Origin of the sequence: Flavobacterium sp. CAU 1735 (assembly GCF_039888695.1) — a bacterium.
Lineage (GTDB): Bacteria > Bacteroidota > Bacteroidia > Flavobacteriales > Flavobacteriaceae > Flavobacterium.
This window is the reverse complement of record NZ_JBDQQQ010000001.1, coordinates 711,033-726,446: the sequence shown is the minus strand read 5'-3', so window position 1 is coordinate 726,446 and position 15,414 is coordinate 711,033. Positions and strand designations below refer to the sequence as shown.

The 15,414-nt window shown below is 40.0% G+C and carries 12 protein-coding genes; 3 read left to right on the top strand and 9 right to left on the bottom strand.

Features of this window, described 5'->3' with window-relative positions:
- Nucleotides 1-11: 11 nt before the first annotated feature.
- Entirely contained in the window at nt 12-542 is a 531-nt protein-coding gene (locus tag AAFN64_RS03395) for a GNAT family N-acetyltransferase (RefSeq protein WP_347759282.1), read from the bottom strand.
- Between the two features lie 3 nt (nt 543-545).
- The gene (gene dapF, locus AAFN64_RS03390; protein WP_347759281.1) at nt 546-1,328 is read right to left on the bottom strand and encodes a diaminopimelate epimerase; all 783 of its coding nucleotides are present in this window, start codon (nt 1,326-1,328) and stop codon (nt 546-548) included.
- Nucleotides 1,329-1,530: 202 nt separating this feature from the next.
- On the opposite strand from dapF, the gene AAFN64_RS03385 reads away from it, so the two are divergent.
- Nucleotides 1,531-2,925, top strand: coding sequence for a trypsin-like peptidase domain-containing protein (locus AAFN64_RS03385; RefSeq protein ID WP_300485872.1), 1,395 nt, complete (start codon nt 1,531-1,533; stop codon nt 2,923-2,925).
- A gap of 140 nt (nt 2,926-3,065) precedes the next feature.
- Complete coding sequence (locus tag AAFN64_RS03380) at nt 3,066-4,517, top strand: glyceraldehyde-3-phosphate dehydrogenase (RefSeq protein WP_300485874.1); 1,452 nt, start codon at nt 3,066-3,068, stop codon at nt 4,515-4,517.
- Nucleotides 4,518-4,693: 176 nt separating this feature from the next.
- Here the strand turns inward: AAFN64_RS03380 and AAFN64_RS03375 are convergent, their stop codons facing one another.
- Nucleotides 4,694-6,958, bottom strand: coding sequence for an aconitate hydratase (locus AAFN64_RS03375; RefSeq protein ID WP_300485876.1), 2,265 nt, complete (start codon nt 6,956-6,958; stop codon nt 4,694-4,696).
- A 342-nt stretch (nt 6,959-7,300) separates the two neighbouring features.
- Nucleotides 7,301-8,416, bottom strand: coding sequence for an acyltransferase (locus tag AAFN64_RS03370; protein ID WP_347759280.1), 1,116 nt, complete (start codon nt 8,414-8,416; stop codon nt 7,301-7,303).
- Between the two features lie 37 nt (nt 8,417-8,453).
- On the opposite strand from AAFN64_RS03370, the gene AAFN64_RS03365 reads away from it, so the two are divergent.
- Nucleotides 8,454-9,590 (top strand): hypothetical protein, encoded by a 1,137-nt coding sequence (locus tag AAFN64_RS03365; RefSeq protein ID WP_347759279.1) that lies wholly within the window; start codon nt 8,454-8,456, stop codon nt 9,588-9,590.
- 74 nt (nt 9,591-9,664) lie between these two features.
- Here the strand turns inward: AAFN64_RS03365 and AAFN64_RS03360 are convergent, their stop codons facing one another.
- The 5 genes from AAFN64_RS03360 to AAFN64_RS03340 all read right to left on the bottom strand — a co-directional run bounded on the left by AAFN64_RS03360 (nt 9,665) and on the right by AAFN64_RS03340 (nt 15,293).
- Nucleotides 9,665-10,030, bottom strand: a complete 366-nt coding sequence (locus AAFN64_RS03360; protein ID WP_347759278.1) for a hypothetical protein — start codon at nt 10,028-10,030, stop codon at nt 9,665-9,667.
- 52 nt (nt 10,031-10,082) lie between these two features.
- Complete coding sequence (locus tag AAFN64_RS03355) at nt 10,083-11,036, bottom strand: MoxR family ATPase (RefSeq protein WP_300485884.1); 954 nt, start codon at nt 11,034-11,036, stop codon at nt 10,083-10,085.
- Nucleotides 11,037-11,118: 82 nt separating this feature from the next.
- Nucleotides 11,119-12,486, bottom strand: a complete 1,368-nt coding sequence (locus tag AAFN64_RS03350) for a peptidylprolyl isomerase (RefSeq protein ID WP_300485886.1) — start codon at nt 12,484-12,486, stop codon at nt 11,119-11,121.
- A complete protein-coding gene (locus AAFN64_RS03345) occupies nt 12,470-13,321 on the bottom strand; it encodes a hypothetical protein (protein ID WP_300485888.1) in 852 nt (283 codons plus the stop codon). The genes AAFN64_RS03350 and AAFN64_RS03345 overlap by 17 nt, the downstream gene beginning before the upstream one ends.
- 4 nt (nt 13,322-13,325) lie before the next feature.
- Nucleotides 13,326-15,293 carry a peptidylprolyl isomerase gene (locus tag AAFN64_RS03340; RefSeq protein ID WP_347759277.1) on the bottom strand — a complete coding sequence of 656 codons (1,968 nt, stop codon included), beginning with the start codon at nt 15,291-15,293 and terminating at the stop codon, nt 13,326-13,328.
- Between the last annotated feature and the right edge of the window lie 121 nt (nt 15,294-15,414).

Sequence of the window (15,414 nt, the reverse complement as noted above, 5' to 3'; positions counted from 1 at the left end):
TAAAATACGATTTAAGATTGATGAATTAACTGATACATGCCTTCATCGGTAAACTGATGCCCTGTGCGCATCCAATCCTTTTTTACCCCGATGCATTGGAAGCCAAAAGTAGTAAAAAGCTTGATACTCGCTACATTTTCCTGACTAATATTTGCATACAACTGATGCAGCTGTAACTGACTGAATGCGTAGTCGATAAGCAATTGTAACGCTTCTTTTCCGATTCCGCGGTTTCGGTCATCACTACTTTTTATAACAATCCCAACACCAGCTCTTTGGTTCTTCGGATCAAAATCAAAAAGGTCGATTAGTCCAATGGCTTCAAAAGTTCCTTTCCGACAGATCGCCAGTCGCAGTTGTTTGGCCTCATAAATGTCCTGTTGCGCATTTTCCAGATACTGTCGGATCAGGAAACGACTATAGGGCGTCTGGGTATTACTCACCTCCCAGATGCTTTCATCATTTTCGATCGCATATACAAATTCCAGATCCTCCGGTTCGAGTGCCCGCAGGTAAATTGTAGTGCCGGTTAAGGTTATCACGTTTTATAGATTTTTTTCACCGTTAAAAACAAATGTAGCCGGACCTTTCAGGAAAACATCGGTATAAAATCCGTTTTTTTCGCGGAAACTCACTTCCAATTGTCCACCTTCTACATCGAGCGTGATCACGGAACTATCGGTTTTTCCTGTAGCTTTCATGGCGATGGCTACTGCTGTCACTCCGGTTCCACAGGATAAGGTTTCGTCTTCCACGCCTCTTTCGTAGGTTCGCACCGCAAAACGATCGTTCCCGAGTTGCGAAACAAAGTTTACATTACTCCCGGGTTTTCCATACAACTCACTGTATCGGATACGCGCGCCTTCATTTTTTACATCAAATATCTTCAAATCATCTACCAGTTCCACATGATGCGGCGAGCCCGTGTTTAGAAATACGTGATTCGAATGTTCTTCGACCGTATCCACGTCTTTCATTTGCAGTGCTACAATTCCTTTTTCATCAATCGTGGCATGATGCAAGCCATCGGTCGCAATAAAAGTCGCCTGATTGTCAATAACGCCCAACTGACGGGCAAAAGCAACCAAACAACGGCCACCATTTCCGCACATCGAACTTTCGTTTCCATCGGAATTATAATACACCATACGAAAATCGGTCGATTCGTCATTTTCCAACAGTATTAAACCATCGGCACCAATGCCAAATCGTCTGTCACACAAGGTATTAATTAGATTGGTATCATTTTTGGGGAATGTTAATTGCCGGTTATCGATCATCACAAAATCATTTCCGGTTCCCTGATATTTATAAAATTGTATTTTCATTTGTCCTGACAAGTAAGGCTTTTTTAAGGCGCATTCTGTATTGTTAAAAACGCCTGTTCCTTATTATTATTACGAAGTTACGGATAAACAAAAATACAAATATTAATGACACGTTAAAGATTGTTAAACGGGAGTTAAACCCTTTTTTTGAGTTGTTGAAGTTTATAATTTTACTGTTAAATAATTAAATATGCCAGCGAATATGAAACGATTATCAAGTTTATTCTTAGTCTCCCTGTTAAGTGGAGCTACAACCTTAGGAGCTTACAAACTCTTTTTTGACCCATCTGCTCCTGCTGATTCCCAACTTTCTATCGCGCCCAACTATACCCGAAATGTTAGCCTTGGCGCTGCCGAAAATTTAGATTTTACCGCAGCTGCCGAAAGTGCCGTACATTCGGTTGTACACGTGAAAAATGTTTCTGTATCTAAAATCCCGACGAATCCTTTAATGGAGTTTTTCTACGGTTACCGCGGTGACCAGCAACAGACTCAGATTGGAACCGGTTCGGGTGTTATCATTACTCAGGACGGTTATATCGTAACCAACAATCACGTAATCCAGAATGCAACCGATCTGGAAGTAACCTTAAACAACAATAAGACCTATAAAGCCCGACTGGTTGGAACCGATAGCAAGATGGACATTGCCTTGTTAAAAGTAGATGCCGATGAAAAACTACCGTATGCTACTTTCGGAAACTCCGATAATATTAAGGTAGGCGAATGGGTTTTGGCCGTGGGTAATCCGTATAACCTGACATCGACTGTTACCGCCGGTATCGTGTCGGCAAAAGCCCGTAATTTGGCCAATAATGGCATTCAATCTTTTATTCAAACCGATGCTGCCGTTAATCCGGGTAACAGTGGTGGCGCCCTGGTAAACACCCGTGGCGAACTAATCGGAATTAACACCATGATTTCATCCGTAACCGGATCGTATGTTGGCTATTCTTTTGCCGTTCCGTCTAACATCACCCGAAAAATTGTTGAGGACTTAATGGAATATGGCAATGTACAACGCGGCGTATTGGGTGTAGAAGGTGCCGAACTCAACAGCACAGCATCTAAAGAATTTGGTGTAAAACTAACCCAGGGTTTTTATGTAACCGCTGTTTCTAAAAAATCGGGAGCCGAAAAAGCCGGATTGCGAAAAGGCGATATTATCGTACAACTCGACAATCAACCGATTAATTCGTATGCCGATATGTCATCCTATGTGAACACCAAACGTCCGAATGATGTAGTGATTGCCGGAATTATCCGCGAAGGTAGTCGTAAAGATGTCAAAATAGAACTAACCAAACGCGAGTTACTAAACTATGACTTTAACGGTCTGGAACTGGAAGACATTGGTCCGGCGGAGAAAAAAATGTTTAACATTAATTATGGTGTCAAAATAAAAGACATCACCAGTGGCAACCTGCTAAAATACGCAAACGACCTGAAAGGAAGCATCATCCTGAATGTAGACGGTGCAAAGGCCACCGACATCGAAACGGTGTCGCAGGCACTATCCCGAAAAGGCGAAGGACAATCGGTTCGAATGGAACTGATTACCCGAAAAGGAGCCTTAGTACAGGTGATCACCCAATAAAAATCCTCCCAAAATAAACCCTGCTTTTTAGCAGGGTTTTTAATTTTAAAAAAGTTGCATTTTGCAAAAATAAATTCAGTAAAAATCAATACTTTTGCACCAATTTTATTTAACAACACAATCCTAACTTTTTAACTATAATGAACAACAACAGTGCTGTTTACGAGAAAGAGTTGGCTTTTCAGGCAGACAGAAGAAGAGCCGGCGTTGAATTTATCAAAATCATTAGCGACCTATGGTATGACAAGTCTATCGAATTGGTTCTTTTCAGAAACCAATTGATCGACCGAAATGTAAGCGACATCATCAACTTACATGAATATGCCGGTGAATTTGTTCAAAAACCAATCAACATTTTTGATTCTGTTGAGATCGCCAGAGCTATTGAAGCTTTGGACTTACCTCCTTCCCGAATTGACATCGGTAAATTAACATACGAATACCATTTAGAAGACGACAAATATAACGACGCTACCGCTTTTGTGGTTGACAAACTGAAAAACGCAAAAGAAACCAAAGATATCCAGCCAAAAGATGTGGTATTATATGGTTTCGGACGTATCGGACGTTTATTGGCTCGTGAATTAATGTCGAAAATCGGAAAAGGACAACAATTGCGTTTACGTGCAATTGTTACCCGTGATAAAAACGATGCTGTTTTATTAGAAAAACGTGCTTCTTTATTACGTTACGATTCGGTTCACGGTGATTTCGAAGGTTCGGTTACCGCAGATCCTGAAAACAATGCATTGATCATCAACGGAACAACCGTACATATTATTACGGCTAATGCTCCGGAAGAAATCGACTATACACAATACGGTATCAACGACGCGTTGATCATTGATAATACCGGTGCTTTTACAACCGAAGAAGCCCTAAGCCGTCACCTTACTTCAAAAGGAGCCGACAAAGTATTGCTTACCGCTCCAGGTAAAGGTGTTCCAAACATCGTATACGGCGTAAACCACGCAGATTACAACCCGGATGAAGTAAAAATCTATTCGGCTGCTTCGTGTACTACAAATGCAATCACGCCAATTTTAAAAGCTGTTGAAGACACTTTAGGAGTCGTAAAAGGACATTTGGAAACAATCCATGCCTATACCAATGACCAGAATCTGGTTGACAACATGCACAAAAAATACCGTCGTGGAAGAGCAGCTGCTTTAAACATGGTAATCACCGAAACAGGTGCCGGAAGTGCCGTTGCAAAAGCACTACCCGCATTGGCCGGTAAATTGACTTCAAACGCGATCCGTGTACCGGTTCCAAATGGTTCATTAGTAGTATTGAATCTTGAAGTAGGAAAAGAAACTTCAAAAGATGGCGTTAACGACATCATGAAACAATATGCTTTAGAAGGTGAATTGGTTGAACAAATCAAATATTCACTAAACAATGAGTTGGTTTCTTCCGATATCGTAGGAACTTCAGCTCCGTCAATTTTCGACAGTAATGCGACAATCGTTTCTGCTGATGGTAAAAACGTAGTATTATATGTTTGGTACGACAACGAATACGGATACAGCCACCAGGTAATTCGTCTGGCAAAATATATCGCCAAAGTAAGACGTTATATGTACTATTAATCGTTTGCTTTGCAAAGCTTTTAAAAACCGCCCCGATTAAATCGGAGCGGTTTTTTTTATTTCTTTATCTCACCAACACCTGACAGGTTTTAAAAACCTGTCAGGTGTGACTTGCGTAAATCGCATAAAAAAGGGCCGTCTTTTCAGACAGCCCTTTTACTATAGTTATGATTTGATTATGCTTTACCAGCAGCGATCAAATTCAAAGCAGAACCTGCTACAAACCAGCCAATCTGACCTTCGTTGTATGTATGGTTTGCCATGATGATATCTTTTGAACCATCGGCGTGAACAAACTCTAACGTTAATTGTTTACCTGGTGCAAATTCTTTTAAATCTACGAAGTTGATAGTATCATTCTCCTGGATTTTATCGTAATCTGCCTCATTAGCAAACGTTAATGCCAACATACCTTGTTTTTTAAGGTTGGTTTCGTGGATACGGGCAAATGATTTTACCAATACCGCTTTCACTCCTAAGTGACGAGGCTCCATTGCAGCATGCTCACGTGAAGATCCTTCACCGTAGTTATGGTCACCCACAACGATTGAAGGTACTCCAGCCGCTTTATAAGCACGTTGTACAGCCGGTACTTCTCCGTACTCTCCTGTCAATTGGTTTTTTACATTGTTTGTTTTTTGGTTGAATGCATTCACCGCACCAATCAACATATTGTTTGAAATATTATCCAAGTGACCACGGAAACGTAACCAAGGACCCGCCATTGAAATGTGATCCGTTGTACACTTTCCGAAAGCTTTGATTAACAATTTAGCTCCGGTAATATTCTCACCGTTCCAAGGTTGGAAAGGCGCTAATAATTGCAAACGCTCTGACGTTGGTGCAACTTCCACCTGAACTCCAGATCCGTCTTCTGCCGGTGCCTGATATCCAGGATCTTCAGCATCAAAACCTTTTTTCGGTAATTCGTCACCTGTTGGTTCGTCTAGCATTACTTCTACTCCGTCTTCGTTGATTAACTTATCCGTTAACGGGTTAAATCCTAAGTCACCTGCAATAGCCAAAGCCGTTACCAATTCCGGTGATCCTACGAACGCTAATGTGTTCGGGTTACCATCGGCACGTTTCGAGAAGTTACGGTTAAACGAGTGAACGATTGTATTTCTTTCTTCTTTTTCAGCACCTTCTCTATCCCACATACCGATACATGGTCCACATGCATTCGCAAATACGGTAGCTCCGATTTTATCGAAAGTATCGATAAATCCGTCACGCTCGATAGTATAACGAACCAACTCCGATCCCGGTGTGATTGTGAATTGTGCTTTTGTTTTTAATTTTTTGTCGGCTACCTGTTTTGCTAAAGATGCAGCACGGGCAATATCTTCGTAAGAGGAGTTCGTACAAGAACCGATCAATCCGATTTCAACTTTTAAAGGCCAGTTGTTTTTCTCGGCTTCTTCTCTCATTTTAGAGATAGGCGTCGCTAAATCCGGAGTAAATGGTCCGTTTAAGTGCGGCTCCAATTCCGAAAGGTTGATTTCGATTACCTGATCGAAGTATTGTTCCGGGTTAGCGTATACTTCTTCGTCAGCCGTTAAATATTTTGCGATTCCGTTTGCAGCATCAGCAACTTCCGCACGTCCAGTAGAACGTAGGTAACGATCCATTGATTCGTCGTATCCGAAAGTTGAAGTTGTTGCTCCGATTTCAGCTCCCATGTTACAGATAGTACCTTTACCTGTACATGACATTGAAGTCGCTCCTTCTCCGAAATATTCCACGATAGCTCCTGTTCCACCTTTTACAGTAAGGATACCGGCTACTTTTAAGATTACGTCTTTTGGTGCTGTCCACCCTGATAATTTACCGGTTAATTTTACACCGATTAATTTCGGGAATTTTAATTCCCAAGCCATTCCGGACATTACATCTACCGCATCCGCTCCACCAACTCCGATGGCCAACATTCCCAATCCACCGGCATTTACCGTATGTGAATCGGTTCCGATCATCATACCTCCAGGGAAAGCATAGTTTTCCAATACTACCTGGTGAATAATTCCCGCTCCCGGTTTCCAGAATCCGATACCGTATTTATTTGAAACAGACGATAAGAAATCGAATACTTCGCTACTTTGTGATTTTGCTCTTGCCAAATCGGTTTTAGCATCTACTTTCGCCTGAATAAGGTGATCACAGTGTACCGTTGTTGGAACCGCTACTTTGTTTTTTCCGGCATGCATAAACTGCAATAAAGCCATCTGTGCCGTAGCATCCTGACAAGCAACACGATCCGGTGCAAAATCTACATAATCTTTACCTCTTGTAAATGCCTGAGAAGGGGTTCCTTCCCAAAGGTGAGCATATAAAATCTTTTCAGATAATGTTAGCGGACGACCAACAAGTTCACGTGCTTTATCCACACGTTCAGCCATGTTTCCGTACACTTTTTTAATCATTTCTATATCAAAAGCCATACTATGAATGAGTTATGTTATTATTTGTTTGTTTACTTAAAGCGGTACAAATTTAATCAATCCTAATGAGATTTGAAAATTTTTAGTATTTCTTTAAATTCAAAGAATTATTATTTATAAACATTCTATTTTACTGAATATTTTTCAACGATTCCAAGAAATAACCCCGAAAAGCGATAAATTCATAATTTTTTAATTTTATATTGTCGATTCCTAAAAAAAACAACTCATTTACTAATAAATTCCAAAATCAGGACATCCGAAAAAGCCCATAAACAGGTCGAAACACGTGTTTTTATCCGTCAAAAAAAGTGAAAAAAAATTTTATAATCGATCCGTATTTTACTTTCGGAGTGCCATTATCGGTTTTTCATAATAACGATACAACAGATAGCTTAGTAAAAAAGTAATCACAAGGTAAACCAGGGTAAAAAGATGCAATTGCCAATCCGGTAAAGAAATCGTATCGATCCAATATTTAAGCAATTGTAAAACAAGACTATAATGAATCAGATAGATCGAATACGAAATCAGACTTATCAGCGTAACGGGTTTTGCAAACCAGGATGGCGCCGTTCTCCATTCGGACAAAAACGGCAGAAATAACGCAAATGTAAGCGAGGTAATGGGCAAATAGAGTACATTCCAAAAGAACGGATAGTTTTCGATTAAAATCTGAAAAAAGCCGACTCCTACAAACATTAGCACAATCAGTACACAACCCAAAGCAGCCATTTTCAGTTTGTGTTTTAACCAGAATTCCGAGTAATTCGTATACAACCAGCTAAAGGCCACTCCGATTAAAATAGAATCTATTCTATAAATTACAACTGCTTTTAACGACACATTCCATTGCGTCAGCGTCGTATTGGACGTTCGGAAATAATATCCGATTTTGGCTCCTATAAATAACAGGATCAAACCTAAAACCACCGCTAAAAAAAGACGGGATTTATTTTTCCGCGGAAACACCAAAGCAGCTGCAAAAAATGCCAGCGCGCCAATCAGATAGGCAAATTCCTCAACCGACAAACTCCAGGATTCCGGAAAAAAGGCCGGCATGGTGGTCGCAAAATTTTGCAGAAAAAGAAAATAATAACCTGCATGCTCCATCTGGAAACCAAACAAGAGTCCCAAGCCGCAATTCAATAGCAGTATCAGATAATAGTTAGGCAGTGTTCGAAACCATCTTCGCTGTAGAAAATAGAAAACTGTAGTACGGTTAAAATCGGTCGTTACAAACAGGCGGTATAAAATGCCACCGATCAGAAAGCCGCTTAACACAAAAAACAACTCCACGCCCCAAAACCCAAACAGCGTAAAGAGCTGTCCTAAAATTCTCGGGCAATCCGGATAAATCCATAATAAATGACCGCCCAAAACCATTAGGATTGCCGTAGCACGCATCACATCCAATCCGAAAATACGTTCCGTTCCTGTTATTGTGGTCGCATTCATTTTATTTATCTATTTTTGTTTTATACTGCATTTTCTTATGAAAAAATCAAAGATATATAAATATTTTACAATCCTGATTGTCTTTATTCTAGCTGTGATCGGAATTATATACTCCCAACTCACTAACCGGCATAAGGCGATTGTCAAAACACAGGTTTTACATTTTACCGGATTGCTGGACAGCGATTGGGCAGTAACCAATGGTATACAGGAATACAAAATGCTATCACCTACTTTCCTTATCGACGGCATCTACAAATCGATGGAAGGCCCGAAAGCGTCCCGCTATATCCAACTGAATCAGACCGAAAAGTTATTATGGATTAAGGGCTTTGAAGTACAGGCTTTTGACGCCAACACCAATGCGCCGCTATCCAATGATTATATCTGTCATATGAATGTTGACATTAACGATGTAAAATATTACAACCATTGGCAGTTAGACGACCGTATCGGAAAACAATATCCGCGTCTTACTTCCCTATCACAGGGTTTGGAGCGTTTTGATTTTCCGGAAGGGTACGGCGTTCCGATTATCGGCAATGATTTTCTTTTTGTTACGTCGCAGACTTTGAATCAGAATATCCCGGATATTTTTAAAAAGGTAAAACACAAGATCACCGTTAAATACGATACTTCCCAAAATGCGATAAAACCGTTAATGAGTAAAACCGTTTTTATACAATTGCCTTTCGACAAGTACGATCCCTTTAAAGGCCCGTTGGATCCGGGAAGCAATCAATGTATCCCTGTGGAAACCAAAAATCATACGTATGAAGATAAAAACGGAAACAAATTGTCCGGTCATTGGGTAATTCCGACCGGTATTGCCACCTATCGAAGCAGCATTACCGATCAGCTACAGCTTGCGGATAGTGCGCGTCTGCATTTTTCCGCGCCGCATGTACATCCGTTTGCAACCGCGATCGGCATTTACGACAAGACCACCGGCAAAACCGTTTTTAACTGTAAGGTGACCAACTATAAAGACAAAATCGGACTAAAGGAAATCCAGCCATTCCACTCCGAAACCGGCGTATGGCTGTACGGGAATCACGACTATGAACTGGTTTTAAATGTTAACAACACTTCCGCATCGGAACAGGATATGATGGGAAGTATGTTTTTGTTTTTCTACGACCGCGAACTGGAAAAGAAAATCGCATCAAAATAACGTGAACGCTGCCATAAACAAAAAGAGCCTTTTCAATACTTTTGAAAAGGCTCTTTTTTATATCATATTCTGATTTATTGCACTGCTATTTTATCTTCCTGATTAAAGTATTTAAAAAGCATTACCGCTGCGAGTATCGCTCCGGCCAACGACAGTAAACTTCCCACTGTTATCAATTCGATTGCTTTAGAAGTCACTTCCGGGAATTTTCGATAATCGGTTAGTACCGCCAAAAACAGTCCAAAGGACACCAATCCCACAACCAGTCCGATAAAAATTCCAAAATAGCGGTTTTTAAACACCAGTTGCGCCGCCATAATGGCCAGTACCACAACCATCAGGTAATTGATTTGTCCTTTTACGATCAGGGTTTCTACAAAACTGAAAACCGCCAATCCCATCAGGATATATTCCGGCAAATTTTTTACAACACTTTTCATTTGACAACAGTTTTTGGTTCGTTCTAACAAAAACGCAGAAAATCAAAAAAAATTATAATAATTTCGCAACGATCATTTCTTCTGTAATTCCTTCCGCATCCGCTTTATAATTCTTAATGATACGGTGGCGTAAAATTCCGGTTGCCACTGCTTTTACATCTTCGATATCCGGCGAAAACTTTCCGTTTAAAGCTGCGTTGGTTTTAGCAGCCAAAATCAGGTTTTGCGAGGCTCGCGGTCCGGCTCCCCAATCCAGGTAATTTTTTACATAATCGGTTGCCAAAGCATTATCCGGACGTGTTTTACTGACTAAAGTAACGGCGTATTCGATCACGTTATCCGCTACCGGAATACGACGGATCAAATGTTGAAAATCGATAATTTCCTGAGCCGTAAACAACGGATTCACCTGAACATTTACATCCGAAGTAGTGCTTTTTACCACTTGTACCTCTTCTTCAAAAGTCGGGTAATTTAATTTGATCGCAAACATAAAACGGTCCAACTGTGCTTCCGGTAACGGATAGGTACCTTCCTGTTCGATCGGGTTTTGGGTTGCCAATACAAAAAACGGCAAATCCAGTTTATAGTGATGTCCGGCAATGGTTACCGCCTTTTCCTGCATCGCTTCCAAAAGCGCCGCCTGGGTTTTTGGCGGTGTACGGTTGATCTCATCTGCCAGGATGATATTGGAAAAAACCGGTCCTTTAATAAACTTAAAAGTCCGCGATTCGTCCAGAATTTCACTTCCCAGAATATCAGACGGCATTAAATCGGGTGTAAACTGAATTCGTTTAAAATCCAATCCCAAAGCCTGTGAAATGGTGTTTACCATTAATGTTTTGGCCAATCCCGGAACACCTACCAACAAGGCATGTCCTCCGGCAAAAATGCTCAATACAATCTGGTTCACCACTTCTTCCTGACCCACGATAATTTTAGCGATTTCTTCTTTTAAGGCTTTTTGTTTCTGAACCAGGTTTTGAATTGCTGCAACGTCTGACATAATATTTTATCCGTATATATTAAATTAAAAAAGAGTTAGCTTTAAATTCATAAAACTAACTCTTTTAATTATTTTTTAAAAATTATTTTTTCAACCAGTTATTTGTGAATTTACAGTCTCTGTAATCTCCGTTGATTTTAATATAGGTTTCTTTAATTTTCTCTTCCGTCCATTTTGCAATGGCTTTAATTTGTTTTTCCTTTAAAGCCAATTCTTTAATTTTCAGATAATCTTTAGCATAATCGGCAGTATGCTCATCATAACGATTCGTAACCGTCATTAATTTATAATGTTTGGTTCCTTTATCATCCGCATCAACCAATGGCAACGACACCGCTCCATCTTTTAAATCGGATACCTGGCTGTAAAGTGCCGGATCCATTTTAGTCAATTCGAAACGGGTTTCCAATGTTCTTGGATTCACTAAAAGTCCACCGCTGTTACGGGTTTCTTTTTCATCGGATGAAGCTCGCGCCGCATCGGCAAACGAAATCTCACCACTTACAATTCGCTGACGGATTTTTTCAATTTTTTCCTTCGCTTCTTTCATCGCCTCATCCGATACTTTCGGGATGATCAAAATATGTCTTAAATCCAGTTCCTGACCACGGATTTTCTCCAAATAGATAATATGGTAACCGTAGGTTGTTTCAAACGGTTCGGAGATTTCTCCTTCAGCCAACGTAAAGGCTACATCTTTAAATTCTTTTACGAAAGGCGTTTTTCGGGTAATTTTATAGAAACCTCCGGTTGGAACCGATGCTTTATCATCCGAAAACAATACCGCTTTACTATAAAAACTGGCTCCGTTATCCAATACGTCTTTTTTAATTTCCCGTAACTGATTCATCACTCTTTGTTTTTCAGCGTCTGAAATTTTAGGATTCACAACAATCTGTGCTACTTCCATTTCGGCTCCGAAAACCGGCAATTCTTCTTTTGGAATTCCTTTAAAGAACGTACGAACCTCTTCCGGTGTGATCTCTACTTCATCCACAACCTTACGTTGCATCTGCGACGTTAGTTTGTTCATCTTTACGATGTCAAAAAAGTACGTTTTAAATTCTTCCAGATTCTTTTTGTTGTAGAACTTCACTACTTTATCAATCGATCCTACCTGCTCTACCATCTGGTCTAACTGCGAGTTCATAAAGTCGTGTACCTCCTGATCGGTCACTACAATACTATCCTGAACAGCCTGATGCGCGTATAATTTATCTTCCAGGAGTTTCCCGAACATTTCGCAACGCGTGATATTTTTAATGTCAATCCCTTGTGCCTGTAACTCGACAAATGTTTTGTCGATATCCGAATCCAATACAACATATTCCCCAACTACGGCTACCACTCCGTCAATCTTCTTTTTCGGGGTTTGCTGTGCCTGAGCTGTTCCGAAGAACGCCAGAGACAACCCGAAAATCAAAGCCGCCTTTTTATTTATAAACTTCATATTTCTTATTTTTAATGGCATCATTAGTGATCTCTTTTTCAAATTTCTTAATGTATTCTAGTTTTCTGTTATTTAATAATATTTGTTTTATTGTTGGGCTTATATATTCGAACGGCGCCGTTTGATTCCGATCTAAAACCTTATTCACTTTTACCAGATAGGCCGAAAGACTGTCCTGATATTCATAGGCAATCCCGTCGGTTATATAACGATTCCGATTTTCCGGGTTTACAAACGGCAGGTTACGATACACCTGATTCATATCGACCCAAACGGTGTCGTTAAAAGCATAACTCTTAAACTGTATGGTCATCCCTTCCAAGGCTTGTTTATCTTCTTTCCGGGAGGAATTGAACCGACTTCTGATGACTGCAAATTTAGGATTATCTTTGGTCAGATTGATATATTTTAATCGGACTAATGTTCCTGTTGTCTTGAAATTCTCTTTGTTTGCCTGATAATAACGTAACAATTCGTCTTTTGTTATCGTCGTATCAATAGCCTGTTTTACGACCTGTTCAATATAGGCTCCCGCATACAGGTCGGTTGTATATTGCTTGATCAGTTCGTCAAAAGAAGCTTTGTCCTTATCACTAAGATTCACTTCCGCAGCGGCCATCAATAGTGTTCGCGTTGCCCATCTGTCGATATAATTTTTAACAATCATCAGGCTATCCGCTTTGGAAGTTCCCGCAGGAACCAATCCTTTGATTTCGTCTGCATACAGATAGGAATCGTTTACCCTCGCAATTGCTTTTGGCTTTTGCTTCGGTCGGATATAGTCGCAGGACCAAACCGAAAACACTATTAAAAATAGTACGGCGGCTTTATTCATCTATTTATTGCTGCAATTCCTGTTTTACCTCGCTAAACACACCTTTATCAATATTGATGGTAAACTCTTTTTTCAGTTCGTCCCCCCATTTGCTTTCCAGGTATTGCTGGTAATCGTTAATTACTTTTCCTTTGGTTTCCTCAAATGTCTTAGGTCCTTTTGGCATTTTTTTAAGCACGTCGATTACGAAATAGTAATTTCCGTCTTTGATCACATCCGAAACACCTACATTAAGTTTTGAATATTTAGGTAAAGCCTCGCTTCCTTCTTCAAAAACGCCGGTTTTTACCATAATAGACACTTTATTGTCTTTATTAAGTTGCTCTTTTATAAAATCGATTGATTTTTTCTTTTTCAGGAATTTTAAGGTTTGCTGGATGGCATCCTGTTGTGTCGAAGAGAACACATTGGCCTCTACTCGCGGATGCCATTGGTAATTGGCAATGTTTTTCTCGTAGAATGCTCTTAATCCTAAGGTATCGGTTTTTGCTTTGTTCCAGATTTCTTTTTCCATCAAATCAAACAATAGCAATCCGTCGCGGTATTCGTCCATTACGTTGGCAAATTCCGGATTTTCTTTTTCCAGATTGTCGTTGTAATAGCTCATTAACTGGTTGTTGATAAATTTACCATACAATTGGTCAACTACTTTCCCGATCGGGCGGATACCCCATTTTGTTTTTTGTTGTGTATTGACAAAATCTAAAAAGTCAAGCGCACTTACTTTTTTATCTTTATTGATCACCAAAAGACTACCTTCCAATTCCGGAGTGGAAGCCGGTACTTCCCATGCTTCTTCATAGAATTTGTCGGTTACCAATTTGGCTGCTTTTGCATATAGTTTTGGATTTTTCTCTACGCTGTATTTTTTGGCCAGTTTTTCGTTTAACGACGCATCGATCAGTTTGGAACGATCGTCTTTACGCACTCTGGATTCCATTTCCGTTTGTACATCGGCAAAACTGCGCACCGGGTATTTTTCGATCAGTTTGATAATATGCCATCCGAACTGACTTTGGAATGGTTCGGAGATATCGCCTGCATTTTTAAGTGAAAAAGCAACGTCTTCAAATTTTTCAGAACTCAACTCTCCCGATCCGAAACGCTGTAAATGTCCGCCTTTTCCGGCAGAAGAACGATCCTGAGAAAATTGTTGCGCCAGACTTTCGAAGTTTTCGCCCTGTTTGATTTTTTTATAGATGTCTTCGATATTGTTTTTAACCGATTCTCCTTCAACCGGATTCTCGGCTTTCATCAGCATAATATGTGCTACGGAAACCTGTCCTCTGTTATCGCGGATATCGTTTACTTTAATCAGGTGATAACCGAATCGAGTGCGAACCGGTAGGGACACTTCTCCTTTTTTGGTTTTATAGGCTGCCGTTTCAAATGGATATACCATTCTGAAAACCGAAAAATAACCTAAATCACCTTTGTTATCTTTTGCAGACGGATCCTGCGAAAAACGAGCGGCCAAATCGTCAAAATTTTCACCTGCCACTGCTTTTTTGCGGATATCCATAGCCTGGTGATATGCTTTTAGCGTATCGGCCGGCGAAGCATTTTCATCGACCGTAATCAATATATGAGAAGCTTTGATTTCTTTTAGGGAACGTTGATAGGCTTCATCAACAAGCTCTTTGGTTACTTTCGTATCGGTCATGTAATTTCGCGACAACTGAGTACGATACGATTTTAACTCGGCTAAATAATTGGCCTCTTTTTGCAATCCCAGTTTGTTCGCTTTCTGAATTTTCAGTTTATAACCCAAAAACAAATCCAGGTACTGATCCAGGTTTTTTTGCGATTCGTCTTTTACCAGATCCAGGTTTTTCTTGTATACCCGACTAAATTCGTCGGTATAATAAGGATGATTGTCAATATTGAAAAGTACTTTTTTCGTTTTATCCTGTGCATACGACATAGCAGTCGCTGCTACACAAAGACCTAACAGAACATGTTTTAACCCCATTCTTTCAAAATATTTTAAATAATTTATAGTCTCGAAAAAAATCGACAACCGCTTTTGTGATTGCCCTTATACTAGTTGATTAGCAATCAACAAAAATAACAATTCAATTACATTATACAAC

Coding starts and splice junctions, on each gene's coding strand:
- dapF (WP_347759281.1), bottom strand. CDS start 1,328: ATGAAAATACAATTTTATAAATATCAGGGAACCGGAAATGATTTTGTG.
- AAFN64_RS03375 (WP_300485876.1), bottom strand. CDS start 6,958: ATGGCTTTTGATATAGAAATGATTAAAAAAGTGTACGGAAACATGGCT.
- AAFN64_RS03340 (WP_347759277.1), bottom strand. CDS start 15,293: ATGGGGTTAAAACATGTTCTGTTAGGTCTTTGTGTAGCAGCGACTGCT.
- AAFN64_RS03360 (WP_347759278.1), bottom strand. CDS start 10,030: ATGAAAAGTGTTGTAAAAAATTTGCCGGAATATATCCTGATGGGATTG.
- AAFN64_RS03380 (WP_300485874.1), top strand. CDS start 3,066: ATGAACAACAACAGTGCTGTTTACGAGAAAGAGTTGGCTTTTCAGGCA.
- AAFN64_RS03345 (WP_300485888.1), bottom strand. CDS start 13,321: ATGAATAAAGCCGCCGTACTATTTTTAATAGTGTTTTCGGTTTGGTCC.
- AAFN64_RS03355 (WP_300485884.1), bottom strand. CDS start 11,036: ATGTCAGACGTTGCAGCAATTCAAAACCTGGTTCAGAAACAAAAAGCC.
- AAFN64_RS03370 (WP_347759280.1), bottom strand. CDS start 8,416: ATGAATGCGACCACAATAACAGGAACGGAACGTATTTTCGGATTGGAT.
- AAFN64_RS03350 (WP_300485886.1), bottom strand. CDS start 12,486: ATGAAGTTTATAAATAAAAAGGCGGCTTTGATTTTCGGGTTGTCTCTG.
- AAFN64_RS03385 (WP_300485872.1), top strand. CDS start 1,531: ATGAAACGATTATCAAGTTTATTCTTAGTCTCCCTGTTAAGTGGAGCT.
- AAFN64_RS03365 (WP_347759279.1), top strand. CDS start 8,454: ATGAAAAAATCAAAGATATATAAATATTTTACAATCCTGATTGTCTTT.